The following is a 19,929-nucleotide window of genomic DNA, read 5'->3' on the forward strand; positions in this document are numbered from 1 at the left end:
GAGAAATCCAAACAACATAAACGGTGATGAAAATGGCGGAAGCAACAACGACCGGCGGCGTGGCGCTGCCGTACAATTTAGAGGCGGAACAAAGCGTATTGGGCTGTATTCTGCTGAATTCCGGCTGTATGGAGGAGGTGCTGATGCACCTGAAGGCAGAGAGCTTTTATCTGCCTCAGCACCGAGCCATCTTTGGCGCCATGCTGTCCATGTACACCTCTTCTCAGGCCAATATTGACCCGGTACTGATTGCCGATGTGCTGGCCAAAGAGGGACATTACGATGTGGCAGGCGGCAGGGAATACCTGGTGCAGCTGGCAAACAGTGTGCCTTCTACGGCCAATGTAGCCAGCTATGCCAAGATCGTGAAGGAGCAGTTTTATCTTCGAACCCTGATCCAAACGGCTCGGGAGATCATGGACGATGCGGCCAGCGGTGAGGGCGACGCCTCCTCTATCTTAGATGCGGCAGAGCAGAAGATCTATGATATTCGACAGGGTAAGGACACCGGCGGCCCCACCAAGGTCAGCGAGGTGATCGTCAACGGCGTGTATGACCGCCTGGGCAAGCTCACCGGCGAGGACAAAGAAAAATATAAGGGCATTCCCACCGGCTTCGGTCTGCTGGATACTTACATTACCGGCCTAAATAAGTCGGACTTTATCTTGATCGGCGCCCGCCCGGCTATGGGTAAGACCAGTTTTGCCCTGAACCTGGCATCCAATGTGTCCATGATGGCGCGCAAAAAGTGCGTGTTCTTTAGCTTGGAGATGACCAAGGAGCAGCTGGCAGAGCGTTTGCTGGCGTCCCAGGCCGGTGTGCCCAGTCATAAGCTGCGCACCGGCGAGTTGGACAACGACGAGTGGGTGCGCCTGGGCAATGCTGCCGGTCAGTTTAATGATGTAGAGTTGTATTTAGATGATACTTCTTCTATCACCGTGCCGGAGATCAAGTCCCGGGTGCGGCGCATGAAAGATGTGGATGTGATTATGATCGACTATCTGGGCTTGATCAAATCTGCCACCCGCAAGGAAAACCGTGTGCAGGAGGTGTCCGAGATTACCCGCCAGCTGAAAATGTTGGCTAAGGACCTGATGATCCCGGTGATCTGCTGTGCCCAGTTGGCCCGTAGTACCGAGGGGCGCGGCAAGAGCCATAAGCCCCAGCTGTCCGACCTGCGAGAGTCCGGCTCCATTGAGCAGGACGCAGATATTGTGATGTTCCTCTACCGTGAGGACTACTATCGCAGCGAGGTGGATGAGGACAAGCAGGACGACATCGACGAGAACCATACGGAGCTGATCGTGGCCAAGAACCGCCACGGCGCTACCGGCACCATTGAGATGACCTTTGATAAGGAATTCACCCGCTTCCGTGCGGTGGACAAGACAGCCAATGCATTCTGATTTGTTTGACCGGATTGACCGGACGGTAACGGAACACAATATGCTGTGCCCGGAGGACCGGGTGGTGGCAGCAGTGTCCGGTGGGGCGGACTCCATGTTATTGCTTCACTACCTGCTCAGCCGCAGGGAACGGTGGCAGCTGAAGATCACCGTTGCCCATGTGGAGCACGGCATTCGGGGCGAAAGCTCCCGGGCGGACGCTGCCTTTGTGCGGGATTTTTGCGCCCGGCAGCATTTGTCTTATTTTGAAAAAGCAATCGACGCACCCGGAGAGGCCAAGGCTGCCGGTATGGGCGTTGAGGCGTATGCCCGGCAAGCGCGGTACGCCTTTTTTCAGTCGCTGGACTGTGATCGGATCGCCACGGCACATACGCTTTCGGATTCTGTGGAGACCATGCTGTTTCGCTTGGCTCGGGGCACCGGGTTGCGAGGACTCACCGGTATTGCGCCGGTGCGGGGCAAGATTATTCGTCCGTTGCTGGACTGCACCGGAGAGGAAGTGCGCTCGGCATGCACGGCGCTGCATATCGACTATCGGATCGATGAGAGTAACGCCGATGAGCGGTACAGCCGCAATGCCATTCGCCATACGCTGGTGCCGGATTTTGACCGGGTGCACCCGGGCTTTATGCAAAATGCTGCCCGTACCTTGCAGAATTTGCAAGCGGATGAAGCCTACTTGCAGGCGCAGACTGCCGAACTTTTACAGGCGGCAAGAACTTTAAACGGTTTGCAAACGGCGGTACTTAATGCCGCACCGCTGCCGTTACGCCGACGGGCACTGACGGCGCTTTTAGAGCAAAACCGGTTTAGCGTGGATGCCTTCCACTTGGCACAGTTGGACGAGTTGCTTGCGTCCGGCGGACGGCTGCAGCTGCCCGGCGGATTTGCCCATGTACAGCGTGGGGTGCTGACTCTGGAAGCGGCAGGTGCGCCACCGGCGGCAGCAATTGCTTATGAACAAATCGTGGTATCTGTTGCGGAATTTTTAACGATTCGTGAATTATCGCAAATAAAAATTGATTTTTATTGCGACTATGATAAAATAACAGGCAGTGTTCGCTTTCGGCAGCGGCAGGCAGGGGATCGCATTTCTCCCGCCGGTCGCGGGTGCAGCAAATCGCTGAAGAAGCTCTATTGCGAATACCGCGTGCCCCACAGTCGGCGCGCTCTGCCCCTGGTGGCGGAGGACGATTCGGGGATCATCGCCGTGGCAGGCTGCTGCTGCGATCAGCGCGTCGGGGTGGACGCCACCACCCGGAGCGTGCTTTATGTAGTTTCCCATACGGAGGACTGATAGATGAATAATATGGCAAAAAATTGGAAGTCCATTCTGTTTTATATCTTGATCCCGGTGCTTTTGATCGGGGCAGTATGGTATTTGTCTTCTAACCAATCCGGCACAGAGGTGCAATACTCCCAAGTGGTGCAGATGTTTGAAGAGAACCAGGTGAAGGACTTTTCCCTGGATCTGTCCAGCGGCGCACTGACCTACAAGACCTTTAAGGACCCGGAGAAGGAGCAACGCTACACCGTGCCCAATGTGTCGCTCTTTTTGGATGATGTGAAGGATAATGTAGACGCGTATAACGCCAAGCAGACCAATAATAAGAACCGCATTACTTATAACTACAAAAAGGGCGCTTCCGGCAACTGGTTCACCAGTATGCTGCCGTCGCTTATTATGCTCATTGCTATTGTGGGTCTTGGGTTCTATGCGTTCCGGCGGATGAACAACGCCATGATGAACGACACCAACAAGACGCTGGGCTTTGGCAAGATCCGCGCCAAGACCTTGGTGGAGGACGAAAAGCGCAAGACCACATTTCAGGATGTGGCCGGTTGTGATGAGGAAAAGGGCGAGCTGGAGGAGATTGTGGAGTTCTTAAAGAACCCGGACAGCTTTACCGCACTGGGCGCCCGTATTCCCCGCGGCGTGCTGCTGGTGGGTCCTCCCGGTACCGGTAAAACTTTGCTGGCCCGTGCTGTGGCCGGTGAGGCCGGCGCACCGTTTTTGTCCATTTCCGGCTCTGACTTTGTAGAGATGTATGTGGGCGTGGGTGCTTCTCGTGTGCGCGACCTGTTTGAGCAGGCCAAGAAGAAGGCACCGGCCATTGTATTTATTGATGAGATTGATGCTGTGGGCCGTCACAGAGGTGCCGGCACCGGCGGCGGTAATGATGAGCGGGAGCAGACCTTGAACCAGTTGTTGGTAGAGATGGACGGCTTTGGCACCAACAGCGGTATTATCGTGATGGCTGCCACCAACCGGCCGGATGTACTGGATCCGGCGCTGCTGCGCCCCGGTCGTTTTGACCGTCAAATTACCGTGAATCGACCGGATGCACAGGGCCGTGAGGATATTTTGAAAGTTCATTCCCGCAACAAGCCTCTGGGTCCGGATGTGGATTTGAAAGAAGTGGCTAAGGACACCATCGGCTTTACCGGTGCAGACTTGGAAAATCTGCTCAACGAGGCTGCTTTGCTGGCTGTGCGCCGCAAGAAGAAAGCCCTGACTATGGCGGAAATTAACGACGCCTCCTCCCGTGTGCAAATGGGCACGGAGAAAAAGAGCCATAAATATTCCAAGAAGGCCAAGCGCCTGACCGCTTACCACGAGGCGGGTCACGCTGTGGCAGCCTACTATGTAGAGGGCCACGACCCGGTGAAGGAAATTTCCATTATTCCCCGGGGTCTGGGTGCCGGCGGCTACACATGGTACACCCCGCAAGAGGAAAATTACAATTCCAAAAAGGAGATGCTGGACGACCTGATCTCCATGTTGGGCGGCCGTGTGGCCGAGGCGTTGGCGCTGGGGGATATTTCTACCGGCGCATCCAACGACTTGCAGCGCGCTACCCAAATTTGTCGGGACATGGTGGCCAAGTACGGCATGAGCGAGGTACTGGGTCCAGCTGTATTCAGCGATGAGAACGACGAGGTATTCCTTGGCAAGGACTTTGGCCATGTAAACAATTACAGCGAGGCAACCTCTGCCAAGATTGACGCAGAGATTGAGCGGATGATGCGTCACGCTTACAGCCAGACGGAAGAGATCTTAAAGACCCATTACGAGAAGCTGGAGCTGGTGGCGGAGACCCTGCTGCAAAAAGAGAAGCTTACCGGCGAGATGTTTGCCCAGCTGATGGAAAACGGCAAGCTGGACGAACCGGAAGCCCAACCCACAGAAGAACCGGAAGCCCCTGCGGCAGAAACACAGACTGCTGCGGACACAGCCCCGGAGCCTGCGCAGGAGGGCGGAGACGCACCGGCAGCGGAAGCGGAAAATGCCCCGGCAGACCCTGCACCGGAAACACCTAAATCCGACCGATAACCCCAAGAAAAGACAGTTACTTACCGGTAGCTGTCTTTTTTCATTTCTTGACATTTCCACAAGATATTGTATAATATCAACGACTAAAGACAATTTATCGGAGGGAAAAGCATGGCGAAAAAAGCCACCTACGGCAACGAAAGCATTAAGTCCCTGCGTGGTGCAGACCGTGTGCGAAAGCGCCCGGCTGTGATTTTCGGCTCGGACGGGTTAGAGGGCTGTGAGCATTCCATCTTTGAAATTATGAGCAACTCCATAGACGAGGCCAGAGAGGGGCGCGGCAATCGGATCGTGGTGACCCGCTACCTGGACGGCTCCTATGAGGTGCAGGACTTTGGCAGCGGTATTCCTGTGGATTACAACAAGAACGAACAGCGAGAGAACTGGGAGCTGCTGTTTTGCGAGATGTACGCCGGGTCCAAATATGATAACGCCGGCGGCGCAGGCAGTTATGAGTTCTCCCTGGGCCTCAACGGCCTGGGGCTTTGCGCCACCCAGTATGCGTCGGAATATATGGACGCGGAAATTCACCGGGACGGCTACTGCTACACCCTGCATTTTGAAAAGGGCGAGAACATCGGCGGCCTGCACAAGGAGCCGTACCACAAGCGCGATACCGGCTCCCGCATTCGCTGGAAGCCGGATATTCAGGTGTTTACGGATATTAACATTCCCCGAGATTGGTTCGTATCCACGATGAAGCGCCAGGCCATTGTTAATGACGGCGTGCACTTTGTGCTCAAGGAGGAGACCGCCGGCGGTAAGTTCAACACCACCGAATTTTGTTACCAAAACGGTATTCAGGACTATGTGGCGGAGCTGGCAGGGGACACCGCTTTTACTACTCCCCAATACTGGGAGTGTGAGCGGGTGGGCCGCGACCGTGCGGATCTTAATGACTATAAGTTGAAGATCAAGGCTGCGGTGTGCTTTTCGCTGAAAACCCAGCTGAAAGAGTATTACCACAACTCCAGCTTTTTGGAGCACGGCGGCTCGCCGGAAAAGGCCTTTCGCAGTGCCTTTGTGAGCCAGATCAATGCCTATCTGAAAGCCAATAACAAGTACGCCAAATCAGATGGTCAGATCAATATTCAGGATGTGGAGGACTGCGTGATCTTTGTGGTGTCCTCCTTCTCCACCAACACTTCTTACGAGAACCAAACCAAAAAGGCGATCACCAATAAGTTTATTCAGGAGGCTATGACCGACTTCTTCCGCAGATCCCTGGAAGTGTACTTTATTGAGAACAAGATGGAGGCGGAGAAGATCGCCAACCAGGTGCTGGTAAATATGCGCGCCCGGGTAAAGGCGGAGAACACCCGCAAAACCTTAAAAACCACCTTGCAGTCCAAGATGGACATGACCAACCGCATTCAAAAGTTTGTGGACTGCCGCTCCAAGGATGTAAGCGAGCGAGAGGTGTTTATTGTAGAGGGCGACTCTGCATTGGGTGCCTGCAAGCAGGCCCGGGACGCCCGGTTCCAGGCGGTGATCCCGGTGCGCGGCAAGATCCTCAACTGCTTAAAGTCCGAGTATGATAAAATCTTTAAGAACGACATTATTACCGACCTGATCAAGGTGCTGGGCTGCGGCGTGGAAGTGCGCTCCAAGGCTGCCAAGGACCTGTCCGCCTTTGATATGGACAACCTGCGGTGGAACAAAGTGCTTATTTGCACCGATGCGGATGTGGACGGTTTTCAGATTCGTACCTTGATTTTGACGATGATCTATCGCCTGATGCCCAAGCTGATCCAGGCAGGCAAGGTGTATATCGCCGAGTCTCCGCTGTACGAGGTGACCTGCAAGGGCCAGACCTATTTTGCCTACAATGAAGTGGAGATGGACCAGATCAAGGCAGAGATCGGCGACGCGCCCTATACCGTGCAGCGGTCCAAAGGTCTTGGTGAAAACGAGGCAGAGATGATGGCTCTGACCACCATGAACCCGGCCACCCGCCGCATTATCCAGGTGACTCCGTCGGATGCAGAGGAGACCTCCAAGTTCTTTGACCTGCTGCTGGGAGACAACCTGGAGGGTCGTAAAGAATATATTGCAGACTACGGCTACCTGTATCTGGACGCCGCAGATGTAAGCTAAGGAGGGGCGTGCATTGCCAAAGAAGAAAAAGGACCAGCGCCCGGTTGCCGGGAAGCTGGACGAAAATGTGCATATCAAAGGTGCCGGCACCGTGCAGACGGAGCCCATTGTGGACACCTTGAAGAGCAACTATATGCCTTACGCCATGAGCGTGATCCTCTCCCGCGCCTTGCCGGAGATCGACGGCTTTAAGCCCTCCCACCGCAAGCTGCTTTACACGATGTACAATATGAAGCTGCTTACCGGCGGCTTTATTAAGAGCGCCAACATTGTAGGGCGCACCATGCAGCTGAACCCTCACGGGGACGCGGCCATTTATGACACCATGATCCGCCTGTCCCGGGGCAATGAGAGCCTGCTGTATCCCTATGTGGAGTCTAAAGGTAACTTCGGTAAAGCTTACAGCAAAAATATGATGTACGCTGCCTCTCGTTACACAGAGGCTAAGCTGGCGCCCATCTGCCGGGAGCTGTTTGACGACATTAACAAGGACACGGTGGACTTTGTAGACAACTATGACAACACCATGAAAGAGCCGACTTTGCTGCCGGTGACCTTTCCGTCCATTCTCTGTAATGTGACCACCGGTATCGCCGTAGGTATGGCCTCATCCATCGCTTCTTTTAACTTAAAGGAAGTGTGCGACACCACCATTGCCCTGATCAAAAACCCTGCGCATGTAATCGCAGACACCCTACTGGCGCCGGATTTTGTAGGCGGCGGCTATATTCTCTATAATAAGCCGGAGCTGGACAAAATTTACGACACCGGCCGCGGTTCTGTGCGGGTGCGTGCCAAGTACACCTATGACAAAAAATACAACTGCATTGATGTAACGGAGATTCCGCCAACCACCACCGCCGAAGCGATCATTGACAAGATCGTGGAGCTGGTCAAGACCAACAAAGTGCGGGAGATCAGCGATATTCGAGACGAAACGGATCTGACCGGTCTGAAGATCACCATTGACCTAAAGCGGGGTGTGCATGCAGACGACCTGATGCTGCGGCTTTACAAGATGACGCCCTTAGAGGACAGCTTCAGCTGCAACTTCAATGTATTGGTGGACGGCAAACCCAAGGTCTACGGCGTACGGGAGCTGTTGATGGCGTGGATCGACTTCCGCCTGGAATGTGTGCGCCGCCGCCTGACCTTTATGCTGAACAAAAAGCGGGACCAGCTGCATTTGCTCAAGGGTCTGTCCAAGATTCTGTTGGATATTGATAAGGCGATTAAGATCGTCCGGGAGACCAAGGCAGAGGTCGATGTGGTGCCCAATTTGATGATCGGCTTTGGTATTGACGAGACCCAGGCGGAATATGTGGCGGAGATCAAGCTGCGCCACTTGAATCGGGAGTATATCCTTAAGCGCATTCAAGATATTGAGAATTTGGAGAATGAGATCGCCCAGCTGGAGGAAGTGCTCTCCAGCCAAAACAAGATGAAAAAAGTAATCGTGGGTGAGTTGCAGGCGGTAGCCCAGAAGTACGACACCGGCCGCCGTTCGGAAATTCTTTACGATGTGCAGGAGGCTGCGCCGGAGACGGAGCAGGAGGTACCGGACTACCCGGTGACTGTGTTCCTTTCTGCCGAGGGGTATTTGAAGAAGATCAAGACCGCCAACCTGCGCTTGAGCGGCGAGCAAAAGCTCAAGGAGGGGGACACCATGCTCCGGGAGGAGGAAGCCTCCAACAGGGACGAACTGCTGTTCTTTACCAACCACCACCAGGTGTACAAGTCCCGCTTATCTGACTTTGAGGACGGCAAAGCGTCCCAGCTTGGCGAGTATGTGGCCGGTAAATTGGAAATGGAAGAGGACGAGCAGCCGGTATACATGGCGCTGCTCCACGAATATAAGGGCTATATGCTCTTTGCCTTTGAGAACGGCAAGTTCGCCAAAGTGGATGTGGCTGCCTACCAGACCAAGACCAACCGCAAGAAGCTCTTGAATGCTTATTCCGCCAAGTCACCCTTGGCGGCGGCTATGTATATTCCGGAGGATACGGAAGTGGTGCTGTGCTCTGACAGCGGGCGCAAGCTGCTGCTGAATACCGGCGGCGTGCTGGCCAAATCCACGAAGGACACCATCGGTATTTCTGCCATGACCTTAAAGAAAAATAAAAAGGTCACCGGTATGTACCTGTACAAAGAAGGCGAGTTTGAAAAGCCCTGGCGCTACCGTGCCAAAAATCTGCCGGCAGCGGGCGCACTGCCCTCGGCGGCGGACATTGGCGAGCAGCTGACCTTTTGATCCGGCGTGATTGCATAAAAAACGGGTCGATCTTCCATCGACCTGTAAAAACCGGCGGCAAACGCCCTATGTAAACCCGCTGCAAGGCAGCGGAGGCAGCAAAGGCAAACGCACTCTCTTTGTTGCCGTTTATAGTGTGCGTGCCGCCGCGCCTTTGTATGCCAGTAAATTGTTGGTAAAAAGGGGTTGCATTTCTCGTAGTGCTATGCTATAATGCTGAAGTAAATTATGAGCGGAGGAAGTTTTCATGCTTTGGTATCATTATGTTTTCGGCGCAGTGCTGATTTTGGCGTCGATTATTATAACTATCGTTGTATTGATGCAGGAGGGTCGTTCCCAGAACCTGTCCGGTGCTATCGCCGGCGGTGCAGAGACCTTTTTGGGCAAATCCAAGGGCAGAACGATTGAGGCTAAGTTAGAAAAAATCACAAAATGGCTGATCGTGGCTTTCTTTGTGATTGTGCTTGCTGCATTTCTCATCTTCCTGTTTGTCGGATAAGCAAACGCAAAGATAACCTTGCCGCGTGCAAGGTTATTTTTTTTGCAGTCACCCCAATGAATGAACGAGAACGAACATGAACTTTGTAATTTTTGATTTAGAATGGAATAATGCCTACAACTATAAGGCGCAGACCGGTATGAACGAGATCATAGAGATCGGCGCTGTGATGCTGGATGAACGGCTGCAAATTGTAGATACTTTTAAGCAGCTGATTCTGCCCAAGGTATCTAAGCGGCTTACCGGTCGGTTTAAGGATCTGACCCACATTACCCCGGATGAGGTGAAGCAAAACGGCATTCCTTTTGAGGAGGCTTTTCGGGACTTTGCCCGCTGGAGTGGGGCGGACAACTGTGTGTTTATGAGCTGGTCGGACAGCGATCTGTATGTGCTGGCCGGCAACTACAAGTATTTTAGCCAGCGTGCCCATGTACCGTTTATGCAGCGGTATGCGGACGCGCAAAAGTACTGTATGCGCTTCTTAACCGATAATCCTAACAACAACCAGATCAGCCTGGCCCACTGTGCCGAGAAGTTCCAAATCTCTGTGGAGGAGGAGAACCTGCACCGGGCGCTGGAGGACTGCTATGTGGCCGCCGCCTGTTTTAAGAAAGTGTATGATCCGGCACTGTTTGAGCCGTATATTTGTGACTGCTCCGGGGATTATTTTGAGCGGCTGCTGTACAAGCCCTATTACCTGCGCCACGCCATTTGCCGTGGGTTCGATCTTCGACAGCAAAAATTTCAGTGCCCCCGTTGCCATAAAGAACTGCAAATGCTGCGTCCCTTTGAATTTTCCAACAACGCCTTTAAGAATTGGGGCGAGTGTCGGGATTGCGGCACCAAATATTGGGTGCAGCTGCGTGCCAAGCAAATGTACGATCATGTGCAGATCAGCAAGAAGGTGCAGCCCATGAGCCGCAAGCGTTCCCGGGCCATGGATCGGGAAAACGGCCGCACGAAAGCACCGAGCAAGAGCGACAAGAAAGCAAAAAATTCTTAATTTATTCATAATTTGCTTTATTTATTTTAATCTTTGTAGTATAATTATTAAAATATAAAATGGGTCTGTCCGACCCGATCACCCATACATACGAACGACTTAGGAGGTATGTGCGTGGCGAATAAAGATTATGACGATCTGCTGCGTTCGTTTATGAACAACTCGTCTAAGGCTTATGACGAGGACCGGCACGCGGTAGAAAAGCAGGCGCAGCAGGCGCCTGTACAGAGGAATGCAGCGGCGGACCGTGCGGCGCGGCATAAGAAAGAGCAGCAGATGGAGAACCGCCTGGCTGCCAAAAAGCGCAAGAAGGCAAGCAAGCCACCCAAAGAGAGTACCCCTGCCCGCAAGTTAGGCAAGGTGCTGCTGGGTTGCCTGATGGTCATTTGCGTGGTGGGCATTGTGTGCTGCTCCGTGCTGTTTATTTACGGTTACAGCGTGGTTCATGGCGACAAGGTCTTTGACCTGACCGAGCAGAAGTACAGCCAAAATATGACCTCTTTCATCTATGGAACAGACAAGAACGGCAAGACTGTGGAGATCACCCGCCTGCATGGGGAAGAAAACCGCATTTGGGTGGACATGGACGATATGAGCCCCTATATGCCCAAGGCATTTGTGGCCGGTGAGGACAAGCGCTTTTATGAGCACCATGGTGTGGACTGGGTGCGTACCATCGGCGTGTTTGTCAAGCCCACCAACTTCGGTCAGGGCGGTTCCACCATTACCCAGCAGTTGATCAAGAACTTAACGGACGAAAACCAGGTGACCTTTATCCGTAAGTTTAACGAGATCTTGCAGGCGCTGAACCTGGAGCGCAATTACAGCAAAGACGAGATCATTGAGGCGTACCTGAACACTGTGTACCTGTCCAATGGCTGCTACGGTGTAAAGACCGCCGCAGAGAAGTACTTTGGCAAGGACATTAAGGATCTGAATGCAGCAGAGTGTGCCAGTCTGGCAGCCATTACCAAGGCGCCGTCCACCTATGATCCCTTGAATGACCCTAAGGCCAATAAGAAACGGCAGGAGTACTTCCTGGAGGCCATGTATAAAGAGGGCTCCATTTCTAAAGACGAGTACGAGAGTGCCAAGAGTTATAAGCTGGTATTTACCAACAGCAAAGAATATAAAGGCTCTAAGGTCAAAGCCAAGAGCACCAAAAAGACCCAGACCGTCAACAGCTATTATGTGGATCATGTGATTACCTCCGTGATTGAGGACCTGCAAAAGAACGGCTACACTTACAAGAAAGCCAAGAATATGGTCTACGGCGGCGGACTGAAGATCTACACTGCCATTGATTTTGATGTGCAGAAAGCACTGGAAAATGTGTACGAGAACTACAAACGCATGCCGGACGAGACTGTCCAGGGTGCGATGGTAGTAATGGACTATAACGGCCGCGTTTTAGGCTTGGTGGGCGGCACCGGAAAGAAGAAAGTCAATTTGGGACTGAACCGTGCCACCATGTCCAAGCGACAGCCCGGTTCTACCATTAAGCCTTTGTCCGTGTACGGACCGGCGCTCGAAAAGAGCTTGCAGGACGAAAACACTAATATTTATTGGTCCACCATGATCAAAGACGCCCCGCTGAAGGTGGTGGACGGCAAACCCTGGCCCACCAACCAGGGCGGCGGTTACAGCGGCAGCACCGTTACCTTGCAGTACGGTCTTGCTCAGTCTAAAAACACCATCTCCGCCCGCACACTGGATATGATCAGTGACGCCGGCGCGGTGGATTACTCTCTGGACTTTATCAGCAATCGGTTCCACATCAGCACGCTGGACAGCGTGAAGGACTGCGACTACGCACCTATGGCTACCGGCGGTGTGACCAACGGTGTAACCGTGCTGGAGATGACCGCGGCCTACGCCACTTTTGGCAATGGCGGCTACTACTACGAGCCGTACTGCTACACGAAGATCGAGGATGTGCAGGGCAATGTGGTATTGCAAAAGCAGCCGGAAAAGACCAAAGAGTCCGCACTGTCTGAGAATACCGCCTGGGTGATGAACAAGTTGCTACAAACGGTTATGACCGCCGGCACCGGTACTTCTTACAAGTTGTCCGGTATTCAGTGCTTCGGCAAGACCGGTACCACTACGGACGATAAGGACCGCTGGTTTATGGGCGGCACGCCGGACTTTGTGGCCGGGGTATGGTACGGCTATGACCAGCCCAAGGAGATCTACTACGGCTTGTCCGGTAACCCCTCCGGTACTTTGTGGAAGACGGTGATGTCCGCCGTGTATGACAAGCTGGACAGCGATCAGTATAAAACCAAGTTTGAGGAGCCGGAAGGCATCGTAAAGCGTTCCTATTGCCCCTCCTGTGGCAAGTTGCGCAGCGGCACCGGCGTGTACGGCTGGTACGATGTGAACAACCTGCCCGGCAACTGCTCCGGCGGCCACGGCTATTCCACCGGCGGGAGCAGCGGCTCCGGCAGCTACGGCAATTCCGGCCGTTCCGGCAAGACCACCACTGCGGCAGACGGCGAGAATACCACAGCCGCCGGCGGCGAGACCACCGCAGCCCAGAAGCCGCAGACCTCTGCACCGGCAGAGCCAAAGCCCACCAAGGCCAATGAGGGCGACGGCGAATGAGCACCACCCGCTTTATCGTTGTGCGCCACTGCGAGGCACAGGGGAATATCCGCCGGGTATTTAACGGTATCACGGACGGCGACATTACCGAGAATGGTGCCCGCCAGCTGGATCTGTTGGCTGCGCGTATGGCAGGGGAGCGCTTTGATGTGATTTATTCCAGCCCCTTGCGCCGCAGCGTGAAGACTGCCCAGGCCTGCAACCGGGCGCATAGGCTACCGATCCACATACTGAACAGCCTGATCGAGATCAACGGCGGGGCATTTGAGGGTCTGCCCTTTTCGGACTTTCCTAAATGCTACCCCAGGGAGAGTGCCTTGTGGAATGACGAACCCCATGCCTTTGCCATAGAAAAAGGGGAGTCTATGCAACAGGTGTTTGACCGTATGCGAGACGCGGTGCTGCTGCTTGCCGCCCGCCATCCGGGCAAGACCGTATTGCTGGCCTCCCACGGCTGTGCCATTCGCAATCTGCTGTGCTGGGCACACGGTTGGCCCATTGAGCGGCTGAACGATGTGAACTGGGGTGAAAACACCTGCGTGTCCGTTTTAGAAGTAGGTGAAAGCGGCACACCTCGCTTGCTGCTGGAGAATGACGCTTCTCATTTACCGGCGGACTGCGCTACCTTGGGTAAGCAGGACTGGTGGCGGCCGGAGTACCGGCACGACCCTTTTGGAAGATAATAAACACGAACGGAGCGAAAGCGATCAACAAGGTATGGATCCTTTCGCTCTTTTTTACAGGAAGGAGAACCGCTATGCGAATGATGGCTGTGGACTACGGCGATGTGCGCACCGGCGTGGCCTTTTGCGATGTGCGGGAGATGCTGGCCACCGCCTATGACACGGTGGAGGAGCGCTACGCGCCGAAGCTGGCCGAGAAACTGGCGGCTCTTGCCAAGGCAGAGAAAGCAGAGCAGATCGTTGTGGGGCTGCCCCGGAATATGGATGGCAGCTATGGCTACCGGTGTGACGCCTGCCGCCGCTTGGGCGATTCGCTATCGGAGCTTACCGGACTTCCGGTGGTGTACCAGGACGAGCGCCTGACTACGGTGCTGGCCTATGACCTGCTGTCTGCGGGCAATGTGCATGGCAAAAAAAGCAAGAAGCAGGTGGACGCTGTGTCTGCCAGCGTGATCTTGCAGTCTTATTTGGACAGTCACCGCTAAACCGCGCCTTAGCGGATAGAGAGCACCGGCGCTGCGTATAGATGTAGCGGTGGTGCTTTTGGAATGGACGGTGGGCCGCACACGGTTGCGGCTGGATTATTCGTTTTTTTGGATATTGACTTTTGCCGCCTGGGCACAGAACGAATTGCTGTGGCAGGTGCTGCTGTTCTCCGTGCTCCACGAGTGCGGGCACTTGACGGCGCTTTGCGCCCTGGGACTGCAGCCCAGGCAGCTGCGCTTGTCCTTTTACGGTATGGCGCTGCGGTATGACCGGGTGCCGGATCGGCGGCGAGAGACGGCGGTGCTTTTTGGCGGCCCGGCGGTGAATCTGATTTTGTGGGTGCTGCTGCGGAACCCGGCCAACGGAGCGTTGTTTCTTCTGAATATGCTGCCCATTTTTCCGCTGGATGGGGGACGGCTGGCGGCGCTTTGGCTGCCACGACGGCTGGCTGCCGTGCTTAGCGCGCTGGCGCTGGCGGCGCTTACCGGGCTGGGCGGCTATGTGCTGTACCGGGGCGGCGGGGTGTCGCTCCTGGGAATCAGCCTGTATTTAATGCTATCAAATTTGAGGTCTGTATGAGAAAAGAGATTGAAAAACTGCTGCAATCGGTGCAAAAACCGGCGCGCTATGCCGGTGGCGAACTGAACAGCGTAATGAAAGATAAAAGTAAAGTGGCGCTGCGCTATGCCTTTTGTTTTCCGGATACTTATGAGATCGGTATGAGCCACCTGGGAATGAAAATCCTTTACGGCGTCGCCAACGCGCGGGAGGACACTTGGTGCGAGCGGGTGTTTGCCCCGGCGGACGATATGGAGGCGCTGATGCGCGCCCACGGCGAACCGTTGTTTGCCCTGGAAAGCGGCGACCCGATCAAGAACTTTGATATGATCGGCTTTACCATGCAGTACGAGCTGTCTTATACCAATATTCTGAATATGCTGGATCTGGCGGGGGTGCCCTTGCGTGCCGAGGATCGAAAGTCGCTGACCCCCATTGTGGCCTTTGGCGGTCCCTGCGCCTGCAACCCGGAGCCGATGGCGGAGTTTGCGGACATCATCTTCCTAGGCGAGGGGGAAGAGACCACCAATACGGTGCTGGATCTGCTGAAAGAATGTAAAGAGAGCGGCAAGAGTAAGCAAGAGTTTTTGGAAGCAGCTATGCACATTCAGGGCATTTATGTGCCGTCTTTTTATGAGGACAGCTACAACCCGGACGGCACCCTGTGTGCCCTGACCCCCACCCACGGAGCACCGGCAACGGTGAAGAAGTCCATTGTGTCCGATATGAACAAGTGCTATTACCCGGACAGCTTTGTGGTGCCGTTTATTGATATTGTCCACGACCGGGCGGTGGAAGAAATTTTTCGGGGCTGTATTCGCGGCTGCCGCTTTTGCCAGGCCGGGTTTATCTATCGCCCCATTCGGGAGAAGAGTGTAGAGACCATTAACCGTCAGTCCAAGGCGCTGATTGACTCTACCGGGTATGATGAGCTGTCCCTGTGCTCTCTGTCCACCTCCGACCACAGCTGCGTCAACGAAATGCTCACCTCCCTGATTGACTGGACCGTGCGGGACAAGATCAATTTGTCCCTGCCCAGCCTGCGGGTGGATAACTTTAGCGACGAGCTGGTGGACAAGCTGTCCAAAGTGCGCCGCAGCGGGCTGACCTTTGCCCCGGAGGCAGGCACTCAACGTATGCGGGATGTAATCAACAAGAATGTGACGGAAGAAGAAGTGCTGCGCACCTGTACCAAGGCCTTTGCCGGCGGCTGGACTTCCGTTAAGCTGTACTTTATGATGGGGCTGCCCACGGAAACCATGGAGGATATTGCCGGTATCGCTCAGCTGGCGGGCAAGGTGGTAGACGCCTACTATAACACGCCGGAGCACAAGAAAGGCTGCGCCGTCAGCGTGTCCGTGTCCTGCGCGTCCTTTATTCCCAAGCCCTTTACGCCCTTCCAGTGGGAGCCGGAGGACACCATGACCTCCTTAAAGGCCAAGCAGGCCCACTTGTTGGAGAGTGTGCCCAGCCGCAAAATCCGCGTGTCCTACCATGAAACGCCCACATCGCTTTTAGAGGGCGTGCTGGCGCGGGGAGATCGGCGGCTGTCCAAGGTGCTGCTGCGGGCTTTTGAACTGGGCTGCAAGTTCGATTCTTGGGACGATCACTTCAACTTTGACGCCTGGATGCAGGCTTTTGAAGAATGCGGGCTGGATCCGGACTTCTATACCAAGCGGCGGCGCCCCTTTGAGGAGCTGCTGCCCTGGGATCATTTGGATTACGGCGTGTCTCGCAAGTTCCTGGAACTGGAGAACAAGCGGGCGCACCAAAATGTGACCACGCCCCATTGCCGGATCCGCTGTGCCGGGTGCGGTGCCAACAAACTCAACGGAGGACATTGCGATGCAAGACCAGAAGTGGCACGAGATACGACTGCGGTTCAGTAAAACCGGGCGGGCCAAGTACATTGGTCACCTGGATGTGAATCGGGTCATGTCCAGAGCCTTGCGCCGGGCGGGGATTCCCTTGTGGTTCACCGAAGGGTATAACCCCCACGCTTATATGCGCTTTTCGCTGCCTTTGTCCTTGGGGGTGGAGAGTGCCTGCGAGAGTATGGATATTCGATTGATAGAGCCCATGGAGCCTCTGGAGGTGCAGCGGCGTATGAACGCTGCCCTACCGCCGGATATTCAAATTGAAGATGTGTTTTGCGACTTTTGGGACTGTACGGAGATTGCCTTTTCCGATTATGACTTTACCTTGGCTTTTGACGATAATGCCGCCGGGGCGGAGAAGCTACAGGCCGTATTGGACGCGCCGCAGATTCTGGCGCTGAAGAAGGGCAAGGTGGGTCGCAAGCGGGTGATGAAGGAAGTGGATATTAAGACCTTCATTGACCGGTACAGTGTGGAGCTGACCCCGCAGGGAGTGGTGCTGCACCTGCGTTTGGCCGCCGGGCAGGAGAAAAATCTGAATCCTACGCTGCTGTGCGACACGCTGCTGCGCTTGGTGGAACTGCCATGGGAATGGAAGCGAATCTACCGACTGGACTTGCTGGATAAAGATTATCGGCCCTTTCAGTAAAAAACACTTGCTTTTTTGCACCGAGTGTGCTAATATACTAACGCATTTATTCCGTTGCGCTTCTTGCAACGAGCGAAATGCTCTGCGTTACAGGCATAACGAGGGTGGTCCTCTGGCAGATCTCTGTTAAGAACACCTCATAAATAAGAAGGAGGTTGTTATTGATGAACGCACTTGATTTGATTGCTCAGGGCAGCATGAAAGAAGAAACACCTAAATTCCAGATCGGTGATACCGTTAAGGTCGCCGTAAAGATCCGCGAGGGTTCTCGTGAGCGTATCCAGATGTTTGAGGGTACTGTGATTGCGATTAAAGGTTCCGGTATCAGCAAGACCTTTACCGTACGTCGCCTTTCTTACGGCGTAGGTATTGAGCGTGTATTCCCGCTGCATTCTCCCAATGTGGAGAGCGTGCAGGTGATCCGCTCCGGTAAGGTTCGTCGCGCAAAGCTGTATTACCTGCGTGACCGTGTGGGTAAGGCTGCTAAGGTGAAGGAGAACTTGCAGAGAGATAACGCTGCAAAGACTGCCGACGCTGAGTAAGACACATAAAAAATGCTTCTGTTACCTTGGTGACAGGAGCTTTTTTATTTGCCTTTTTCCGCGGTGTATGGTAAACTGGGGGCAGTAAGTAAGGATAGGTAAAGACAATGGCTGATTTTCAAAAACAAAAGGTACAGTGGTTCCCGGGCCACATGGCAAAGACTCGGCGCCAGATCAAGGAAATGCTGCCTCTGGTGGACGGGGTGGTGGAGCTGCTGGACGCCCGCGTGCCGTATAGCTCCGCCAACCCGGAGTTAGACACCTTGGTGCGGGGCAAGCCCCGGATCGTGCTGCTGAATAAATGCGATGTGGCAGACCCGGCGGCCACCAAGCGCTGGATTGCTGCCTTTGAGGCGCAGGGCAAAACTGCCCTGGCAGTGGATTGCCGCAGCGGCAAGGGACTGTCTGCCTTTTTGCCCACGGTGCAGCAGGTGCTGAAAAAGACCATTGAGAAGAATACCCAGCGAGGTATGGCCGGCAAGCCACTGCGGCTGATGGTGGTGGGTATTCCCAACACCGGCAAAAGCTCCTTTATCAACCGTATGGCCGGTAAAAACCGCGCCAAGGTGGCCGACAAGGCCGGTGTCACCCGGCAAAATCAGTGGTTCGCTGTGGGCGGCGGCATTGAGCTGCTGGACACCCCCGGCGTGCTGTGGCCAAAGTTTGACGATCCGGAAGTAGGGGATCGGCTGGCGTTTATCGGCTCTGTAAAAGATGAAGTAACAGACCTGGAGACCTTGACCTGCCGTTTGCTGGAGGTACTGGGGCGCACCAGACCGCAGGCCATTATCCAGCGGTACGGCATTGAGGTGGACGAGTATATGCAGGGCTGGGAAATACTGGAAGCCATCGGCCGCAAGCGCGGCTTTTTAATGCGGGGCGGCGAGATCGACTATAACCGGTCCGCAGTGATTGTGGCGGATGAATTTAGAGGAGGAAAGCTGGGGCGAATGACCCTGGAACTGCCGGAATGATGGAATGGACAGCATTTGAAGATCAGGCCCGCGCAGAGGGCTACACCTGCATCTGTGGTATTGATGAAGCCGGGCGAGGTCCTTTGGCAGGTCCGGTGTACGCGGCGGCGGTGGTGCTCCGCCCGGGGCAGGTGATTGAGGGGGTCAACGACTCCAAAAAGCTCAGCGAAAAAAAGCGGGAGGCCCTGTTTGACACCATTTGCAGCCAGTGCGCCGCCTATGGGATCGGCTCTGCCACAGAAAAAGAAATTGATGAAATCAATATTCTCAACGCCACTTACCTTGCCATGCAGCGGGCGGTAGCCGCCCTGCCGGTGCAGCCGGACTGCGCTTTGGTAGACGGCAACCGTGCCCCTGACTTGCCCTTGGAGGTGCGCACGATCATTAAGGGCGACGCCCAAAGCGCCAGCATTGCGGCAGCGTCTATTTTGGCTAAGGTCAGCCGGGATCGCTATATGCTGCAAATGGCGGAGAAATACCCGCAATACGCTTTTGAAAAGCACAAGGGCTACGGCACCAAGCTGCATTATGAACGGCTGGAGCAGTACGGGATCAGCCCCATTCACCGGCTGTCGTTCCTGAAGAAATGGATGAACCGATGATCCGGCCGGAATACTACGGCAAGTACGGCGAGCTGGAGGCTGCCCGGTACTTGCAAAAGCAGGGCTATAAGCTGTATGATGTGAACTACCGCTGCCGTTTTGGCGAGATCGACCTGATATGTACCAAGGGGCGGTATTTGGTGTTTGTGGAGGTCAAAACCCGCAGTCAGGGCGCCATTGCCGACCCGGCGGAATTCGTGGACCAATACAAGCAGGAGCGGATCATTCAAACCGCCAAGCTGTTTTTGGCCCAAAATCCAACGAAAAAGCAGCCCAGATTTGATGTAATTGAAGTGTTTTTACAAAAGGACGGCACAAAATCCGTAAAACACCTTGAAAATGCCTTTGCATTGGTATAAAA

General features: G+C 54.5%; 17 protein-coding genes. All 17 read left to right on the forward strand.

The genetic code is table 11. The features are described 5' to 3' along the window. The first annotated feature begins 32 nt into the window (after positions 1 to 32). A complete protein-coding gene (gene dnaB / locus OGM59_02745) occupies positions 33 to 1,406 on the forward strand; it encodes a replicative DNA helicase (GenBank protein ID UYI91398.1) in 1,374 nt (457 codons plus the stop codon). Further along, a complete protein-coding gene (gene tilS, locus OGM59_02750; GenBank protein ID UYI91399.1) occupies positions 1,396 to 2,703 on the forward strand; it encodes a tRNA lysidine(34) synthetase TilS in 1,308 nt (435 codons plus the stop codon). The genes dnaB and tilS overlap by 11 nt, the downstream gene beginning before the upstream one ends. A 12-nt stretch (positions 2,704 to 2,715) precedes the next feature. After that, on the forward strand, positions 2,716 to 4,740 hold the full coding sequence (gene ftsH / locus OGM59_02755) for an ATP-dependent zinc metalloprotease FtsH (GenBank protein ID UYI91748.1): 2,025 nt from the start codon (positions 2,716 to 2,718) through the stop codon (positions 4,738 to 4,740). Positions 4,741 to 4,851: 111 nt separating this feature from the next. Continuing rightward, positions 4,852 to 6,837: a toprim domain-containing protein gene (locus OGM59_02760; GenBank protein UYI91400.1), complete on the forward strand. Its 1,986-nt coding sequence runs from the start codon at positions 4,852 to 4,854 to the stop codon at positions 6,835 to 6,837. A 13-nt stretch (positions 6,838 to 6,850) separates the two neighbouring features. Continuing rightward, a complete protein-coding gene (locus OGM59_02765; GenBank protein UYI91401.1) occupies positions 6,851 to 9,088 on the forward strand; it encodes a DNA topoisomerase (ATP-hydrolyzing) subunit A in 2,238 nt (745 codons plus the stop codon). A 247-nt stretch (positions 9,089 to 9,335) separates the two neighbouring features. After that, entirely contained in the window at positions 9,336 to 9,587 is a 252-nt protein-coding gene (gene secG, locus OGM59_02770) for a preprotein translocase subunit SecG (protein ID UYI91402.1), read from the forward strand. 76 nt (positions 9,588 to 9,663) lie between these two features. Beyond that, complete coding sequence (locus OGM59_02775; GenBank protein ID UYI91403.1) at positions 9,664 to 10,590, forward strand: exonuclease domain-containing protein; 927 nt, start codon at positions 9,664 to 9,666, stop codon at positions 10,588 to 10,590. 114 nt (positions 10,591 to 10,704) lie between these two features. Next, positions 10,705 to 13,197, forward strand: coding sequence for a transglycosylase domain-containing protein (locus OGM59_02780; GenBank protein UYI91404.1), 2,493 nt, complete (start codon positions 10,705 to 10,707; stop codon positions 13,195 to 13,197). After that, positions 13,194 to 13,880 carry a histidine phosphatase family protein gene (locus tag OGM59_02785; protein ID UYI91405.1) on the forward strand — a complete coding sequence of 229 codons (687 nt, stop codon included), beginning with the start codon at positions 13,194 to 13,196 and terminating at the stop codon, positions 13,878 to 13,880. Before OGM59_02780 ends, OGM59_02785 begins: the two co-directional genes overlap by 4 nt. A 74-nt stretch (positions 13,881 to 13,954) precedes the next feature. Next, the gene (ruvX, locus tag OGM59_02790; GenBank protein ID UYI91406.1) at positions 13,955 to 14,365 is read left to right on the forward strand and encodes a Holliday junction resolvase RuvX; all 411 of its coding nucleotides are present in this window, start codon (positions 13,955 to 13,957) and stop codon (positions 14,363 to 14,365) included. A 58-nt stretch (positions 14,366 to 14,423) separates the two neighbouring features. Further along, positions 14,424 to 14,945 (forward strand): hypothetical protein, encoded by a 522-nt coding sequence (locus OGM59_02795; protein ID UYI91407.1) that lies wholly within the window; start codon positions 14,424 to 14,426, stop codon positions 14,943 to 14,945. Further along, positions 14,942 to 16,813, forward strand: a complete 1,872-nt coding sequence (locus OGM59_02800; GenBank protein UYI91408.1) for a TIGR03960 family B12-binding radical SAM protein — start codon at positions 14,942 to 14,944, stop codon at positions 16,811 to 16,813. Before OGM59_02795 ends, OGM59_02800 begins: the two co-directional genes overlap by 4 nt. Further along, on the forward strand, positions 16,770 to 17,450 hold the full coding sequence (locus OGM59_02805) for a TIGR03936 family radical SAM-associated protein (protein ID UYI91409.1): 681 nt from the start codon (positions 16,770 to 16,772) through the stop codon (positions 17,448 to 17,450). Before OGM59_02800 ends, OGM59_02805 begins: the two co-directional genes overlap by 44 nt. A gap of 164 nt (positions 17,451 to 17,614) precedes the next feature. After that, positions 17,615 to 17,992, forward strand: coding sequence for a 50S ribosomal protein L19 (rplS, locus tag OGM59_02810; GenBank protein ID UYI91410.1), 378 nt, complete (start codon positions 17,615 to 17,617; stop codon positions 17,990 to 17,992). A gap of 107 nt (positions 17,993 to 18,099) precedes the next feature. Further along, complete coding sequence (ylqF, locus tag OGM59_02815; GenBank protein UYI91411.1) at positions 18,100 to 18,966, forward strand: ribosome biogenesis GTPase YlqF; 867 nt, start codon at positions 18,100 to 18,102, stop codon at positions 18,964 to 18,966. Then, on the forward strand, positions 18,963 to 19,568 hold the full coding sequence (locus tag OGM59_02820; GenBank protein UYI91412.1) for a ribonuclease HII: 606 nt from the start codon (positions 18,963 to 18,965) through the stop codon (positions 19,566 to 19,568). Before ylqF ends, OGM59_02820 begins: the two co-directional genes overlap by 4 nt. Then, positions 19,565 to 19,927: a YraN family protein gene (locus tag OGM59_02825; protein UYI91413.1), complete on the forward strand. Its 363-nt coding sequence runs from the start codon at positions 19,565 to 19,567 to the stop codon at positions 19,925 to 19,927. Before OGM59_02820 ends, OGM59_02825 begins: the two co-directional genes overlap by 4 nt. Positions 19,928 to 19,929: the final 2 nt, after the last annotated feature.

It is taken from the genome of Oscillospiraceae bacterium (assembly GCA_025757685.1).
Taxonomy (GTDB): domain Bacteria; phylum Bacillota; class Clostridia; order Oscillospirales; family Acutalibacteraceae; genus CAG-217.

Coding starts and splice junctions, on each gene's coding strand:
- OGM59_02775 (UYI91403.1), top strand. CDS start 9,664: ATGAACTTTGTAATTTTTGATTTAGAATGGAATAATGCCTACAACTAT.
- OGM59_02825 (UYI91413.1), top strand. CDS start 19,565: ATGATCCGGCCGGAATACTACGGCAAGTACGGCGAGCTGGAGGCTGCC.
- tilS (UYI91399.1), top strand. CDS start 1,396: ATGCATTCTGATTTGTTTGACCGGATTGACCGGACGGTAACGGAACAC.
- ftsH (UYI91748.1), top strand. CDS start 2,716: ATGGCAAAAAATTGGAAGTCCATTCTGTTTTATATCTTGATCCCGGTG.
- OGM59_02820 (UYI91412.1), top strand. CDS start 18,963: ATGATGGAATGGACAGCATTTGAAGATCAGGCCCGCGCAGAGGGCTAC.
- secG (UYI91402.1), top strand. CDS start 9,336: ATGCTTTGGTATCATTATGTTTTCGGCGCAGTGCTGATTTTGGCGTCG.
- OGM59_02800 (UYI91408.1), top strand. CDS start 14,942: ATGAGAAAAGAGATTGAAAAACTGCTGCAATCGGTGCAAAAACCGGCG.
- OGM59_02785 (UYI91405.1), top strand. CDS start 13,194: ATGAGCACCACCCGCTTTATCGTTGTGCGCCACTGCGAGGCACAGGGG.
- ruvX (UYI91406.1), top strand. CDS start 13,955: ATGCGAATGATGGCTGTGGACTACGGCGATGTGCGCACCGGCGTGGCC.
- dnaB (UYI91398.1), top strand. CDS start 33: ATGGCGGAAGCAACAACGACCGGCGGCGTGGCGCTGCCGTACAATTTA.
- ylqF (UYI91411.1), top strand. CDS start 18,100: ATGGCTGATTTTCAAAAACAAAAGGTACAGTGGTTCCCGGGCCACATG.
- rplS (UYI91410.1), top strand. CDS start 17,615: ATGAACGCACTTGATTTGATTGCTCAGGGCAGCATGAAAGAAGAAACA.
- OGM59_02805 (UYI91409.1), top strand. CDS start 16,770: ATGCAAGACCAGAAGTGGCACGAGATACGACTGCGGTTCAGTAAAACC.
- OGM59_02760 (UYI91400.1), top strand. CDS start 4,852: ATGGCGAAAAAAGCCACCTACGGCAACGAAAGCATTAAGTCCCTGCGT.